This window comes from Klebsiella sp. OBRC7 (assembly GCF_000293135.1).
Taxonomy (GTDB): domain Bacteria; phylum Pseudomonadota; class Gammaproteobacteria; order Enterobacterales; family Enterobacteriaceae; genus Klebsiella; species Klebsiella michiganensis.
On the sequence record NZ_ALNJ01000146.1, the window covers coordinates 130,320 to 143,663 of the forward strand.

The 13,344-nt window shown below is 56.4% G+C and carries 14 protein-coding genes; 6 read left to right on the forward strand and 8 right to left on the reverse strand.

Annotated elements, in window-relative coordinates; all coding sequences use genetic code 11:
* Window positions 1-88: 88 nt before the first annotated feature.
* Complete coding sequence (gene bioD / locus HMPREF1144_RS28300; protein ID WP_004851267.1) at window positions 89-784, forward strand: dethiobiotin synthase; 696 nt, start codon at window positions 89-91, stop codon at window positions 782-784.
* Here the strand turns inward: bioD and clcB are convergent.
* From clcB to HMPREF1144_RS28330, 6 genes are all read right to left on the reverse strand, one after another.
* Window positions 737-2,032: a voltage-gated ClC-type chloride channel ClcB gene (gene clcB, locus HMPREF1144_RS28305; RefSeq protein ID WP_009654777.1), complete on the reverse strand. Its 1,296-nt coding sequence runs from the start codon at window positions 2,030-2,032 to the stop codon at window positions 737-739. The genes bioD and clcB overlap by 48 nt on opposite strands.
* Window positions 2,033-2,173: 141 nt before the next feature.
* The gene (dmsD, locus tag HMPREF1144_RS28310; protein WP_009654791.1) at window positions 2,174-2,782 is read right to left on the reverse strand and encodes a Tat proofreading chaperone DmsD; all 609 of its coding nucleotides are present in this window, start codon (window positions 2,780-2,782) and stop codon (window positions 2,174-2,176) included.
* Between the two features lie 40 nt (window positions 2,783-2,822).
* Window positions 2,823-3,680 (reverse strand): DmsC/YnfH family molybdoenzyme membrane anchor subunit, encoded by an 858-nt coding sequence (locus HMPREF1144_RS28315; RefSeq protein WP_004851264.1) that lies wholly within the window; start codon window positions 3,678-3,680, stop codon window positions 2,823-2,825.
* Between the two features lies 1 nt (window position 3,681).
* Complete coding sequence (locus HMPREF1144_RS28320) at window positions 3,682-4,299, reverse strand: DMSO/selenate family reductase complex B subunit (RefSeq protein ID WP_009654743.1); 618 nt, start codon at window positions 4,297-4,299, stop codon at window positions 3,682-3,684.
* 10 nt (window positions 4,300-4,309) lie between these two features.
* On the reverse strand, window positions 4,310-6,745 hold the full coding sequence (gene ynfE, locus HMPREF1144_RS28325; RefSeq protein WP_009654708.1) for a selenate/tellurate reductase subunit YnfE: 2,436 nt from the start codon (window positions 6,743-6,745) through the stop codon (window positions 4,310-4,312).
* A gap of 148 nt (window positions 6,746-6,893) precedes the next feature.
* Entirely contained in the window at window positions 6,894-7,145 is a 252-nt protein-coding gene (locus HMPREF1144_RS28330) for a DUF1161 domain-containing protein (RefSeq protein WP_009654767.1), read from the reverse strand.
* 102 nt (window positions 7,146-7,247) lie between these two features.
* On the opposite strand from HMPREF1144_RS28330, the gene HMPREF1144_RS28335 reads away from it, so the two are divergent.
* Window positions 7,248-7,958 (forward strand): YnfC family lipoprotein, encoded by a 711-nt coding sequence (locus HMPREF1144_RS28335; protein WP_004851260.1) that lies wholly within the window; start codon window positions 7,248-7,250, stop codon window positions 7,956-7,958.
* On the opposite strand, the gene speG is transcribed toward HMPREF1144_RS28335, so the two are convergent.
* The gene (gene speG, locus HMPREF1144_RS28340) at window positions 7,952-8,512 is read right to left on the reverse strand and encodes a spermidine N1-acetyltransferase (RefSeq protein ID WP_004102449.1); all 561 of its coding nucleotides are present in this window, start codon (window positions 8,510-8,512) and stop codon (window positions 7,952-7,954) included. The two genes, HMPREF1144_RS28335 and speG, sit on opposite strands and share 7 nt — an antisense overlap.
* A gap of 62 nt (window positions 8,513-8,574) precedes the next feature.
* Complete coding sequence (locus tag HMPREF1144_RS28345) at window positions 8,575-8,916, reverse strand: DUF1283 family protein (RefSeq protein WP_004851259.1); 342 nt, start codon at window positions 8,914-8,916, stop codon at window positions 8,575-8,577.
* Between the two features lie 136 nt (window positions 8,917-9,052).
* Here HMPREF1144_RS28345 and HMPREF1144_RS28350 point away from each other — a divergent pair, with 136 nt between their 5' ends.
* The 4 genes from HMPREF1144_RS28350 to HMPREF1144_RS28365 all read left to right on the forward strand — a co-directional run bounded on the left by HMPREF1144_RS28350 (window position 9,053) and on the right by HMPREF1144_RS28365 (window position 13,252).
* A complete protein-coding gene (locus HMPREF1144_RS28350; RefSeq protein WP_004851258.1) occupies window positions 9,053-9,379 on the forward strand; it encodes a YnfA family protein in 327 nt (108 codons plus the stop codon).
* Between the two features lie 204 nt (window positions 9,380-9,583).
* The gene (rspA, locus tag HMPREF1144_RS28355; protein WP_004851257.1) at window positions 9,584-10,798 is read left to right on the forward strand and encodes a starvation-sensing protein RspA; all 1,215 of its coding nucleotides are present in this window, start codon (window positions 9,584-9,586) and stop codon (window positions 10,796-10,798) included.
* Window positions 10,799-10,812: 14 nt separating this feature from the next.
* Window positions 10,813-11,832, forward strand: coding sequence for a Zn-dependent oxidoreductase (locus HMPREF1144_RS28360; RefSeq protein ID WP_004851255.1), 1,020 nt, complete (start codon window positions 10,813-10,815; stop codon window positions 11,830-11,832).
* Window positions 11,833-11,875: 43 nt separating this feature from the next.
* Window positions 11,876-13,252 carry an MFS transporter gene (locus tag HMPREF1144_RS28365; RefSeq protein WP_004851254.1) on the forward strand — a complete coding sequence of 459 codons (1,377 nt, stop codon included), beginning with the start codon at window positions 11,876-11,878 and terminating at the stop codon, window positions 13,250-13,252.
* Window positions 13,253-13,344: the final 92 nt, after the last annotated feature.

The window sequence follows — 13,344 nt, forward strand, 5'->3', positions numbered from 1 at the left end:
GCTGGCCTCCGGCAGCATCGCGTAGACTTTTTCCACAGTTGATTATTTCTCTCCCGTATATTTCATCAACATAACTGTGGGGTTAGTGATGTTTAAGCGTTTCTTCATAACAGGTACTGACACCGCTGTCGGCAAGACGGTGGTTTCCCGTGCGCTGTTGCAGGCACTGGCTGCCAGCGGCAAAAGCGTCGCCGGGTACAAGCCTGTGGCGAAGGGCAGTAAAGAGACGCCGGACGGACTGCGGAACAAAGATGCGCTGGTCTTACAGAGCGTGTCATCGCTGGTGTTACCGTATGAAGCTGTCAATCCCATCGCGTTAAGCGAAGATGAAAGCAGCGTGGCGCACAGTTGCCCGATCAACTACGGACTGCTGTCGGATGGTCTCCAGCGCCTCAGCGGCCAGGTTGAACATGTGGTGGTTGAAGGTACCGGCGGCTGGCGCAGCCTGATGAACGATCTGCGTCCGCTTTCGGAATGGGTGGTGCAGGAACAGCTGCCGGTGTTAATGGTCGTCGGCATTCAGGAAGGCTGTATCAATCATGCTCTGCTGACCGCGCAGGCGATTGCCAACGACGGCCTGCCGCTGATCGGCTGGGTGGCCAACCGGATTAACCCAGGCCTGGCGCATTATGCTGAAATCATCGAGGTGCTGAGCAAAAAGCTGCCGGCGCCGCTGATCGGTGAACTGCCTTACTTACCGCGCGCGGAGCAGCGTGAACTGAGCCAGTATATCGACTTATCGATACTCGGCGAGGTGATGGCGGTAGATAGAATCCCGGCGTAACGTCCGCGACAGCACCGACGCCAGTACGCTGGCAATCAGTAAACCGGGCAGTAAAACGTATTGTCCGGTCATTTCACAAATCATCAGCGTGGACATAATCGGCGCGTGGGTGGTGGCTGCCAGAAACGCCGCCATGCCGGTTAAGCCAACCACTATCGCGATAGCCTGGTAATCAGGTAGCCACAGCCCTGTCAGGCTGGCGAACAGCATGCCGATCCCCAGCCCAACAAACAGCGTTGGTGTAAAAACGCCGCCCGGCGCGCCGGAACCGCTGCTGGCCAGCACGGCGAGCAGCTTGCAGACAAACACCACAATCATGGCGCTGAAGAGCGGCGGCGAAAGAAGATAGCTTTGCACAACGCTATAGCCATTTCCCCAGACGGCCGGCGCGAGCAGCGACAGCAGACCGACGATAAAGCCGCCCAGCGCCAGCTGCCACGGAGGTGACAGGCGCAGCCGGACAAAGCACCGGTGGCTATAGCTCATCAGCCAGATGAACAGCGGCCCGCAAAGCCCGGCCAGCAGCGCCGTCGCCAGCATCAGCGCATAGTGCGTCGCGCTCAGGGTTTCGTGGAACTCAACGTGATACAGCGGAGCCGAATTGCCGTTCAGCAGATTGGTCAGCAGCAGGGCCACCACCGCGGCAATCACCACCGGGCCAAGCGACGCCAGCATCAGGGTGCCGAATAAGATCTCGGCGATAAACAGGCTCCCGGCCAGCGGAGCGTGGTAAGCGCTGGCCATCCCGGCGGCGGCGCCGCAGGCTACCCATAGCTTCCACTCTTCTTTTGGCGTAAAGCGGCGGGCGAACAGCGACGCGGCCAGCGCCGCCAGCAGGATCATCGCCCCCTCGCGACCGATGGCGCTGCCGGTCGTCACCACCAGCAGAGAGGCGAGCGATTTTACCAGGCTGGCTGGCGTATCAAACACGCCGTCGCCGGTCTCGAGCGCTTCCATATAGTCGGTTGGCGCACGGGGCCGCGCAAGGGTGCGGCGCTGCCAGAGCCAGAGCAGGGCGCCAGCCGCAAGGCCGCCAAGCGCGGGCGTCAGCAACCGACGCCATGCTGGCAACGACTCGGCGGCGTTCACCAGACTTCCGCTGTCATTGCTCAGAAACAGGCTTTCCAGACCGGTCATCGCATGGCGAAACAGGGCAACCGCGAGCGCGGCGAGGACGCCGACCAGCATGGCGATAATCATGCGGCGAAACATAATCTGGACATCAGGATAAGCGTGAAGACGATGCATCAGCGAATTCGGTTAACGGGGAATAAGGCTTATTTTTACCGGGAATAAGCATAGACGCAAAAGCGATAAGTGCGAAAGAGACTAAAGGTGACGTTGTCACAAAATGCGTTATGCCCGGCGGGCGGGCATAACGTCAGGGCATTAGCGGTAGAGCGGCTTATTCGCGACCGCGCAGGGCAGCCAGGCCTGCCATCGCGTCAGCGTTTCTTGCGCCAGCTGACCAAGAGCCTGATAAAAAGGGTTTCCCGCCCCGGCAATAAACACGCTCAGAAAGCGGCCCGACCACGGGAGAATATGCCAGGCCAGAAGCTGGTTAAATGCCTCATCCTCACCGGATTCACAAAGCCAGGCCGCCAGCAGCAGCAGCGTACCGAAGTGGTCTTCCGGTTCAGCGCGTTGCTCAGACAAACCGATGCCGTTAGCCCGCATCCACTCGCGCAGCGCCAGCGTAGAGTCGCCAAACAGCACGCTTTCTTTATCCAGCCAGACGGAGCCCCACGGCGGTGCTGGCAGCGCCCACGGGCCGATGAACAGCCGCTGCCAGGCGTCCGCCAGCGGTTCATCGTCTTCGATGGCGAACTGCGCCGCCAGGCCGTTCGCGACCGGCCAGGGCCACTGACTTTGCCAACTGCCGTCGCGCAGGGCGGCAACCAGCGGAGCAGCCTGCTCGCTGCCCGGAGCATAAGAGAACAACGCCCCCAGCGTACGGGCGCTGAGTGCGACGGCATCGCGGTCTTGCGATTGCATCATATCTATTCCTTACTGCAGAGGGTGCCGCGGCACCCATTCATTAACCGGCAATCGCCGTACCGACGGTCATATGTAGGCCATAAAACAGGCCGCGACCGATAAACTCGCCGAGTAATACCAGTATCAGTCCGAGCAGCAGGCTGGCGATGCGCGGGTTTTTCTTTCTTGCCAGCGGGCAGATCCAGCAGCCAAGGCCCAGCGTCAAAAATGCTAAACGCAGGATTTGTAGCCAGCCGTAGTTTGGCAGCAGGGCGCTGGCCTGCTGCACGGAACTGCGGATCTCCGCCAGTTCGCTGTTCTGCAAAATGACCACCGCCAGGCTTGCCAGCAGCGCGAGGACGCTCATCGACGCGAAGACCGTGCCGTTAAAAGGCACGTTGGCTACCCGCAGCAGCAGGGCGGCGAAAAGCGGCCCGCACAGCACCATCGTCAGGAAGAAGGCGGCGGTGGTGTAGGCATTATACCAGGTCGGCACGGTATTAATTTGATAGACCAGGGTCATCTCCAGGACGAACAGGCAGCCGAGCAGCATGGTGAGCAGAAGCCAGGCCTTGGCCAGGATTGCCGGCATTTTGCCGAGAAACGTCAGCAGCCACCAGACTCCTCCGACGGCGAAAAACAGCGCGCCGCTGGCGATTTCATTACTTAACGCCGATGCACCGACCCGGGTAAGAGAGTTAAATGCCCGCAGCGGCGAGCCGAGGTGGATAATCGATGCCAGAAAGGCAATCCCCATGACCAGCCAGATAAAAAACATGCAGCGCACCAGGCGCTGCCGGGCTTCGGAGTTATTATTCAGCGAAAGCCAGCCGAGCCCGCTGACGATTATTGCCCCTGCAACGCTTTGCCCCAGCACCGTAAACAGCACCAGCGGCCATTCATGCCATCCGTTTCCCATTTTACACCTCCTTCGGATTGGCCAGATAGCCGGTGGTATCGCCGCACGGACGCGCGTTGGCGTTCGGTTTGATCGCGATACTCGGCCTGGTGAAGTGCGCGGACGGCAGCGGGGCGACGGCGGCAAGCTGACCGTGCTTTTCGCGCAGTTCTTCGATGGGGCCAAAGTCGAGCGCCCGCAGCGGGCAGGACTCGACGCAAATCGGCTTTTTACCCTCGGCGACCCGGTCATAGCAGCCGTCGCATTTGGTCATATGGCCCTTTGCCGCGTTGTACTGCGGCGCGCCGTACGGGCAGGCCATGTGGCAGTAGCGACAGCCGATGCACACCGCTTCGTTCACCACCACAAAGCCGTCATCGCGCTTGCGCATGGCGCCGCTGGGGCACACTTTCGTGCAGGCCGGATCTTCGCAGTGGTTGCAGGCGATGGACAGGTAATAGGCGAAGACGTTTTGCTGCCACACGCCGTTGTCCTCCTGCCAGTCGCCGCCCGCGTATTCGTAGATGCGGCGAAAGCTCACATCAGGCGTGAGGTTTTTATAATCCTTGCAGGCCAGCTCGCAGGTTTTACAGCCGGTGCAGCGGGCGGAATCGATAAAAAATCCATACTGAGCGCTCATGGTTTACTCCTTAAACCTTCTCGATTTCGACCAGATTGGTGTGCTGCGGATTGCCTTTAGCCAGCGGCGAAGGGCGGTGCGTCGTCAGCGTATTAATACAGGATCCGCGATCGATACGATCGCCATTCATGTTGGCGTCATGCCAGGCGCCCTGGCCCATCGCCGACACGCCGGGCATGATACGCGGGGTCACCTTAGCCGGAATGCGCAGCTCGCCGCGGGCGTTGAATACGCGCACCATATCGCCGTTCTTAATCCCGCGCTTTTCGGCGTCCAGCGGATTTAGCCACACCTCCTGACGACAGGCCGCCTGCAGGACATCCACGTTGCCGTAGCTGGAGTGGGTACGCGCTTTATAGTGGAAGCCGAACATTTGCAGCGGGAATTTCTCGCGCAGAGGATCGTCCCAGCCTTCGAAAGTAGAAGCATATACCGGTAATGGACTGATGGTTTCGTCTTTTTCCAGCTGCCAGTTGGCGGCGATATCTGCCAGACGGCTGGAGTAGATCTCGATTTTACCCGACGGGGTTTTTAGCGGATTGGCGACCGGATCTTTGCGGAAGTCGCGGTAGGCCACAAAGTGACCCTTTGGGTCTTTACGCTTGTAAATTCCCATCTTTTTCAGTTCATCGTAGCTCGGGAGCGCCGGGTCTTTCGCCAGCATTTTTGCGTACAAATGCTGCAGCCACTGCTCCTGGGTACGGCCTTCGGTAAACTTCTGGTGGACATCCTCGCCAAGCCGTTTTGCCACTTCGCTGAGGATCCAGTAGATAGGTTTGCGCTCGAATTTAGCGGAGGTAACCGGCTGAATAAAGATGAGATAGCCCATATTGCCGGCGTAGTCGTTGGGAATAATGTCTTCCTGCTCGACGGTCATCAGGTCCGGCAGCAGGATATCGGCGTATTTGGCCGAGGAGGTCATAAAGTTTTCGATAACCACGATCGTCTCGCACTTGCTTTCGTCCTGCAGGATCTCGTGGGTCTTATTGATATCGGAGTGCTGGTTAATGATGGTATTGCCGGCGTAGTTCCAGATGAATTTAATCGGTACGTCCAGCTTCTCTTTCCCGCGAACGCCGTCGCGGGTGGCGGTCATCTCCGGGCCGCGGTCGATGGCGTCGGTCCAGCTAAAGCAAGAGATGGCGGTTTTGACCGGGTTGGTCAGTACCGGCAGGCGTTCAATGGTGATGGTATAGGTGGATTCGCGGGCGCCGCTGTTGCCGCCGTTAATGCCGACGTTGCCGGTCAAAATAGGCAGCATGGCAATCGCCCGGGAGGTCAGCTCGCCGTTAGCCTGGCGCTGCGGACCCCATCCCTGGCAAATGTAAGCCGGCCTGGTGCTGCCGATTTCCCGGGCCAGCTTGATGATGCGGTCGACGGGAATACCGGTGATCCGCGAGGCCCATTGCGGCGTTTTCGCCACGCCGTCATCGCCCTGTCCAAGAATATACGCTTTGTAATGCCCGTTCTTCGGGGCATCTGCCGGCAGCGTTTTTTCATCGTAGCCGACGCAGTACGTATCGAGGAACGCCTGATCGACCAGATTTTCATTAATCAGCACCCAGGCGATGCCCGCCACCAGCGCGGCGTGGGTGCCGGGGCGAATTGGGATCCACTCATCCTCCCGCCCGGCGGCAGTGTCCGTGTAGCGCGGGTCGATAACGATCATCCGCGCACTGGAGCGCTCGCGCGCCTGTTCTAAATAATAAGTGATACCGCCGCCGCTCATGCGGGTTTCCGCCGGGTTATTGCCGAACATCACCACCAGCTTGCTGTTTTCGATATCGGAGGTGCTGTTGCCGTCATTGCTGCCGTAGGTATAGGGCATGGCGCAGGCAATTTGCGCGGTACTGTAGGTCCCGTACTGGTTTAACGAACCGCCGTAGCAGTTCATCAGGCGCATAACCGGTGAGGCGGTGGGCGACGATCGCGTCATATTGCCGCCGACAATCCCGGAGGAGTAGTTAATATAAACCGCTTCGTTGCCATACTCTTTGACGATGCGTTTGAGATTGTCGGCGATCGTATCCAGCGCCTCCTCCCAGCTAATGCGGACAAACTTGCCTTCGCCGCGTTTGCCGACGCGCTTCATGGGATAGTTAAGGCGGTCAGGATGATTAATGCGGCGGCGGATGGATCGGCCGCGCAGGCAGGCGCGCACCTGGTGATCGCCATAAATATCCGCGCCGGTATTGTCGGTTTCGACCCAGACGACTTCATCGTCACGCACGTGTGAACGCAGGGCGCAGCGGCTGCCGCAGTTGACCGAACAGGCGCCCCAGACGATACGCTCCTCGCCGTGAGCGGCGTCTTGCACCGCGGCAGCGGCGTGACTCAGGCTGAAAGGCAGCGATAAACCGCCGGCGGCGAGAGCCAGCGAGCCAAGGGCGGTTGATTTGATTAACGTTCGACGGGTAAGGCCGTCGGTATGTTCCTGGTTAGACATTGCTCACTCCATGATTTTGTTATAATGGCGTAATGCCAACGCCTTCGTAAGGTCGGCGTGGAGAGTGAGGAATGATACTTAAAATGGAGTAGAGAGATCTTATCCCTGGTCAACCGAGGGATAAGACTTCTCCAGACATTCGGCGAGGTTACTGCGCACCGCTGTCGCGGGTATAGATGATTTTAAAGGTGTCGTTGGCGCAGTGGCCGACAACCTGTGCGCCGGGCTGATCGGGCTGGTCGTTCGGGACTACCGTCAGGCTGAAGCCCGATTCCGGGACGCCGTTGTTGATGATTTTTTGCTGAATATCGCTTTTTACCCGCTCGCAGGAATCCGGCGCCGCGAAAGCAGCTGTCGAACCCAGCAGCAGAGCCGCACATAGCCAGGGTGATAGTTTCATCATAAACTCCTTATTAACGTTATCCAGACTTAAGCATAGCAGAAGTGGTGTAAACAATTGTATTTGCTAATATGATTGTACTATGCACAAAAGGAATCGCGCGTGAAAAAATGGTTGTTGCTGTTACTGGCTGTCGGGGCGCTTAGCGCCTGCGATGAAAAGGGCGCGCCGCAGGCCTTCACCCCGGAAATGGCCAGCTTTTCTAACGAATTTGAGTTCGATCCGCTGCGCGGGCCGGTGAAAGCGTTTAGCCAGACGCTGTATGACGAACACGATCAGGTGGTGAAGTGGGTTAAAGGGCGTTTATCCAGCGAAGGGTGCTTTGACCTGCTGGCATTTGAGGATCGGGAGAATAAAACCGGTGCGGCGTTGGTGCTGGACGCTAACTACTACCTGGATGCGCAAAGCCACGAAAAGCGCCTGCGTTTACAAGGCAAATGTCAGCTAGCGGAAATGCCCTCGGCGGGGGTCTCCTGGGAAACCGATGATAACGGGTTTGTCGTCACCGCTCGCGGCAAGGAGAGTACAGCGACGTACCGCTACGATAGAGAAGGCTATCCGCTGGGCAAAACCACCATAGCCAAAGGTGAACAATTTACGGTGGCCTCAACGCCGTCATCCGATCCGCGCAAAAAAATGGACTACACCGCAGTGAGCACCTTCAATGACCGCGCGCTGGGCAACGTAAGCCAGACCTGCGATTACGACAGTCACGACAACCCGGTAAGCTGCGAGCTTAAGGTTGTCGACGACAGCGTGCAGCCTGCGCTAACCCGCCACTACACCATTAAAAGCACTATTGACTATTACTGAGCCGTCGGTTTCAGCAGCGTCTGGCCCTGCGGTTTATGCTCGGCCAGATACTGGTGCTGGAACAGGCACATGCGGATGGTATTGCGGTATTCGCCGTTAATAAAGAATTCATGAATCAGCTCGCCTTCCACCATAAATCCGAGCTTGCGGTAGATGTGGATCGCTTTTTCATTTTCTTTATCGACGATGAGGTAGAGCTTATACAGGTTGAGCACCATAAAGCCGTAGTCCATCGCGAGCTTAGCGGCGCGGGTGGCCAGACCTTTTCCCTGATAATCGGGAGAGATAATGATCTGAAATTCGGCGCGGCGGTGCACGTGGTTGATTTCAACCAGCTCAACCAGTCCGGCCTTTTCGCCGTCGCATTCAATGACAAAGCGGCGTTCGCTCTGATCGTGAATGTGTTTGTCGTACAGGTCGGAAAGCTCAACAAAGGCTTCATAGGGCTCTTCAAACCAGTAGCGCATAACGCTGGCGTTGTTGTCGAGCTGGTGGACAAAGCGAAGATCTTCACGCTCAAGCGGGCGGAGTTTGACGTGATAAGCGTCAGTCATGGGAGTACCTGTGTGTTATAGCGACGTTTTGGTGATTGTGGCGCCCGTGCGGGCGCCATTTATTACGGGGTAATGGTGCGACCGGTGCGGCGGTCAAGGCAGCGCAGGGTGTTGGGCTCCCAGTAAGCGTTGACGTTCGCGCTCTTCTGGCAGTTGTCCTGGGCGTCAAAAGCCACGTCGGCTTTATCCCACTCTTTTTCGGCGCGCTTGTTGACCTTCTGGCGTAAAGTGCGGGTGTCATTCCACTGCTCTTTTTCCATAGCGGCCTGCTGGCGGCTCTGGGCGCTGTCGCCGGATTCGATGACCAGCTTGTCCGTTTTGGCGAATGACGATGCGGTAAAGACCACCGCGCTCAGCGCCAGCAGGGCAGTCAGGCACCAGCGTTTGTTCAGTGTTGTGTTCATCACGATTTCCTTTAAGCGATTCCCTTGGATTGAGTTTACTACATCTCCTTTCGACGGCATACCCGACAAAACAGAGTAAACGACGGCCATTATTGCGTAGAATGCGTTAACGCTTGTTCAACTTACGACGCTTTGGATGTTAAAAACCACGCTGCTTTTCTTTGCTACCGCCCTGTGCGAAATCATTGGCTGCTATTTACCCTGGCTCTGGTTAAAACGCGGGGCGACGCCCTGGCTGCTGATGCCGACGGCACTGGCGCTGGCGCTTTTTGTCTGGCTTCTGACGCTGCACCCCGAGGCTAGCGGACGGGTTTATGCCGCTTATGGCGGGGTGTATGTGTGTACTGCGCTGTTGTGGCTACGCTTTATCGATGGCGTCAAACTCAGCCACTATGATTGGGCCGGCGCGCTGGTTGCGCTGTGCGGCATGCTGATTATTGTGGCAGGCTGGGGACGCGCCTAGCCTTCTTTTACTCAGTGAGCCAGGTCAGGTGGCGCTGTCCCGGCCCATCTCTCTGCCTTCTCGTTCGCTTTCTCTGTTCACGCCGCTTTTATCCTCGATGAGATACTGTGATCTGCCGCGTCTTTTTCGATCATTATACTTGTATGGTAGTAGGTCTGGTGATTTACTTTTACCCACTAACCGCACAGAAGTAAGGAATGAGAAATGAAGATCGTTGCCGCTGAAGTTTTCGTCACCTGTCCGGGACGCAACTTCGTCACCCTTAAAGTCACCACTGATGACGGGATCGTCGGGTTAGGTGACGCGACGCTAAACGGTCGCGAGCTGTCCGTTGCGTCCTATCTGCGGGATCATCTCTGTCCGCAGCTGATTGGCCGCGACGCGCATCGCATCGAAGATATCTGGCAGTTTTTCTACAAGGGCGCCTACTGGCGTCGTGGTCCGGTCACGATGTCGGCGATTTCCGCTATCGATATGGCGCTCTGGGATATCAAGGCGAAAGCCGCAGGCATGCCGCTATACCAACTGCTGGGTGGGGCTTCGCGCGAAGGCGTGATGGTCTACTGCCACACTACGGGTCACTCCATCGATGAAGTGCTGGATGACTACGCCCGCCACAAAGAGATGGGGTTTAAAGCGATTCGCGTGCAGTGCGGCGTGCCGGGGATGAAAACCACCTACGGGATGGCGAAAGGTAAAGGGCAGGCCTACGAACCGGCAACCAAAGGCCAGTGGCCGGAAGAGCAGCTGTGGTCTACCGAGAAGTATCTCGATTTTACGCCACAGCTGTTTGCCGCAGTACGCGAAAAATTTGGCTTTAACGAACATCTGCTGCACGACATGCATCATCGCCTGACGCCGATTGAAGCGGCGCGTTTTGGCAAGAGTATTGAAGATTACCGCCTGTTCTGGATGGAGGATCCGACCCCGGCGGAGAATCAGGCGTGTTTCCGTTTAATTCGCCAGCATACCGTCACGCCGATTGCCGTCGGAGAGGTGTTCAACAGCATCTGGGATTGTAAACAGCTGATCGAAGAGCAACTGATTGACTATATCCGCACCACCATTACCCACGCGGGCGGGATTACGGGGATGCGTCGGATCGCCGATTTTGCCTCGCTTTATCAGGTACGCACTGGTTCACACGGGCCGTCCGACCTTTCTCCGGTCTGCATGGCGGCCGCGCTGCACTTCGACCTGTGGGTGCCGAATTTTGGCGTCCAGGAATATATGGGCTATTCCGAACAGATGCTGGAAGTCTTCCCGCACAGCTGGACGTTTGATAACGGCTATATGCATCCGGGTGAAAAACCGGGGCTGGGAATTGAGTTCGATGAAAAACTGGCCGCGAAATACCCCTATGAACCGGCCTACTTGCCTGTAGCGCGTCTGGAAGACGGCACGTTGTGGAACTGGTAAAGAAGGAAGTCAAAATGAAAAGTATCGTGATTCGCCAGCCCAACGAACTGGTGATTGAAGAGCGTCCTATCCCGCAGCCTGCCGCGGGCGAAGTGCGGGTAAAAATTAAGCTGGCGGGGATATGCGGTTCCGATAGCCATATTTATCGCGGCCACAATCCGTTTGCCAAATACCCGCGCGTTATTGGCCATGAATTTTTTGGCGTTATCGACGCCATCGGAGAAGGGGTTACCGACAAAGCCATCGGCCAGCGGGTCAGCGTTGATCCGGTCATCAGCTGCGGCCATTGCTATCCTTGCTCGGTGGGCAAACCAAATGTCTGCACCTCTTTGGTGGTGCTCGGTGTGCATCGGGATGGTGGTTTTAGCGAGTACGCGGTGGTGCCGGCGAAAAATGCCTGGCAGGTTCCGGACAACGTGACGGACAGACATGCGGTGATGATTGAGCCTTTCACTATCGCGGCCAACGTTACCGGGCACGTTTCGCCAACCGACCAGGATATCGCGCTGGTCTACGGCGCCGGGCCAATGGGCCTGACGACCATTCAGGTGCTGAAGAGGGTGTATCGCGTTAAGCAGGTCATCGTGGTCGATCGCATTGAGGAACGCCTGGAGATGGCCCAGCGTAATGGCGCGGATTGGGTGATTAACAACAACGTCGTGCCTCTGGCGGATACGCTGAAGGCGGAGGGGGTACTACCGACGCTGATTATCGATGCGGCCTGTCATCCCTCGATTCTACAAGAGGCGGTCACCCTGGCTTCTCCGGCGGCGAGAATTGTTTTGATGGGATTCTCGACGGAGCCTTCGCAGGTTGCACAGCAAGGTATTACCGGCAAAGAGCTCTCTATTTTCTCGTCGCGTCTTAACGCCAATAAATTCCCGGTGGTCATAAAGTGGCTGGAACAAGGCTTAATAAACCCGGAGGAGCTGATTACTCATCAATTTGCTTATCAACATGTTATCGATGCACTGGAGCTTTTTGAAAATGACAGGAAACGTTGCTGTAAGGTTTTATTAACCTTCAGCCAATAACAACAGGTGCGGACTCTGTATTCTACAATTAGAGATAATCATTATGACTACCGTAAAAAATGAGAGAACAACTTCCGATCTCATTCGTGCAGCCGTATCTGGTTGGTTAGGCACGGCACTGGAGTTTATGGATTTCCAACTCTATTCCCTTGGCGCAGCGCTGGTTTTCCATGAGATTTTTTTCCCGGAGCAATCCGCCGCAATGGCGCTGATTCTGGCAATGGGAACCTACGGCGCGGGCTATATTGCGCGGATCGTCGGCGCCTTTATTTTTGGTAAAATGGGCGACAGTATTGGGCGTAAGAAGGTTCTGTTTATTACCATCACCATGATGGGGATCTGTACCACGCTTATTGGCGTGCTGCCAACCTATGCCCAGGTCGGTATTTTAGCGCCTGTGTTACTTGTGACTTTACGTATTATTCAGGGGTTGGGCGCCGGCGCTGAAATATCAGGTGCTGGTACCATGCTGGCGGAATATGCGCCGAAAGGTAAGCGTGGAATTATCTCTTCGCTGGTGGCTATGGGCACCAACTGCGGTACGTTAAGCGCCACGGCTATCTGGGCGGTGATGTTCTTCGTGCTGGACCGTGAACAGCTCGTCGCGTGGGGATGGCGAGTGCCGTTCCTGGCAAGCGTGGTGGTAATGATTTTTGCCATCTGGCTGCGTCTCAATCTGAAAGAGAGCCCGGTTTTTGAGAAAGTGAGCGAAGACAGCGTCCTGCAGAAAGAGATAGCAACCCAGGAAGGTACCTTTAGCGCCATGCTGAAAAGTAAGTCCTTCTGGCTGGCGACGGGTCTGCGCTTCGGACAGGCGGGAAATTCGGGATTGTTGCAAACTTTCCTCGCGGGCTATCTGGTTCAAACATTACTGTTTGATAAAGCTATCCCTACCGATGCGTTAATGATTAGCTCTGTTATCGGTTTTATTACCATCCCATTCCTTGGGTGGCTGTCAGATAAAGTGGGGCGTCGCTTACCCTATATTATCATTAATATTTCAGCCATTATTCTGGCGTACCCCATGCTGTCGATTATTGTGGATAAGAGCTATAGCGTGAGCACCATCATGGCGTCACTGATCGTCATTCATAATATCGCGGTATTGGGTCTGTTTGCGCTGGAAAATATCACCATGGCGGAAATGTTCGGTTCACGTAACCGCTTTACCCGTATGGCAATTTCAAAAGAGGCGGGGGGATTAGTCGCCGTAGGCTTTGGCCCGGTGCTGGCCGGTATTTTCTGCAATATGACCGGTTCGTGGATGCCCATTGTTGTGATGCTGGTGTGCTACTCCATCATTGGCTTAATTTCCGCCATTCTGATGCCTGAAGTTCGTGACCGCGATCTGAGCTTGCTGAATGACGCCGCAGACTGCGCGCCGCAGAATAAAGCGGTGGGTAACGGGCAATATATTTAAAAAACACAAACTCCGCACCGAATGACGATCGCCGTAAATAACACTCTGCCGGGCCATTAGCCCGGCATTTTCACTCTTTTATTCCCAGAAAT

Coding starts and splice junctions, on each gene's coding strand:
- rspA (WP_004851257.1), top strand. CDS start 9,584: ATGAAGATCGTTGCCGCTGAAGTTTTCGTCACCTGTCCGGGACGCAAC.
- HMPREF1144_RS28360 (WP_004851255.1), top strand. CDS start 10,813: ATGAAAAGTATCGTGATTCGCCAGCCCAACGAACTGGTGATTGAAGAG.
- HMPREF1144_RS28350 (WP_004851258.1), top strand. CDS start 9,053: ATGTTAAAAACCACGCTGCTTTTCTTTGCTACCGCCCTGTGCGAAATC.
- HMPREF1144_RS28320 (WP_009654743.1), bottom strand. CDS start 4,299: ATGAGCGCTCAGTATGGATTTTTTATCGATTCCGCCCGCTGCACCGGC.
- speG (WP_004102449.1), bottom strand. CDS start 8,512: ATGACTGACGCTTATCACGTCAAACTCCGCCCGCTTGAGCGTGAAGAT.
- HMPREF1144_RS28330 (WP_009654767.1), bottom strand. CDS start 7,145: ATGAAACTATCACCCTGGCTATGTGCGGCTCTGCTGCTGGGTTCGACA.
- HMPREF1144_RS28365 (WP_004851254.1), top strand. CDS start 11,876: ATGACTACCGTAAAAAATGAGAGAACAACTTCCGATCTCATTCGTGCA.
- bioD (WP_004851267.1), top strand. CDS start 89: ATGTTTAAGCGTTTCTTCATAACAGGTACTGACACCGCTGTCGGCAAG.
- ynfE (WP_009654708.1), bottom strand. CDS start 6,745: ATGTCTAACCAGGAACATACCGACGGCCTTACCCGTCGAACGTTAATC.
- clcB (WP_009654777.1), bottom strand. CDS start 2,032: ATGCATCGTCTTCACGCTTATCCTGATGTCCAGATTATGTTTCGCCGC.
- dmsD (WP_009654791.1), bottom strand. CDS start 2,782: ATGATGCAATCGCAAGACCGCGATGCCGTCGCACTCAGCGCCCGTACG.
- HMPREF1144_RS28345 (WP_004851259.1), bottom strand. CDS start 8,916: ATGAACACAACACTGAACAAACGCTGGTGCCTGACTGCCCTGCTGGCG.
- HMPREF1144_RS28315 (WP_004851264.1), bottom strand. CDS start 3,680: ATGGGAAACGGATGGCATGAATGGCCGCTGGTGCTGTTTACGGTGCTG.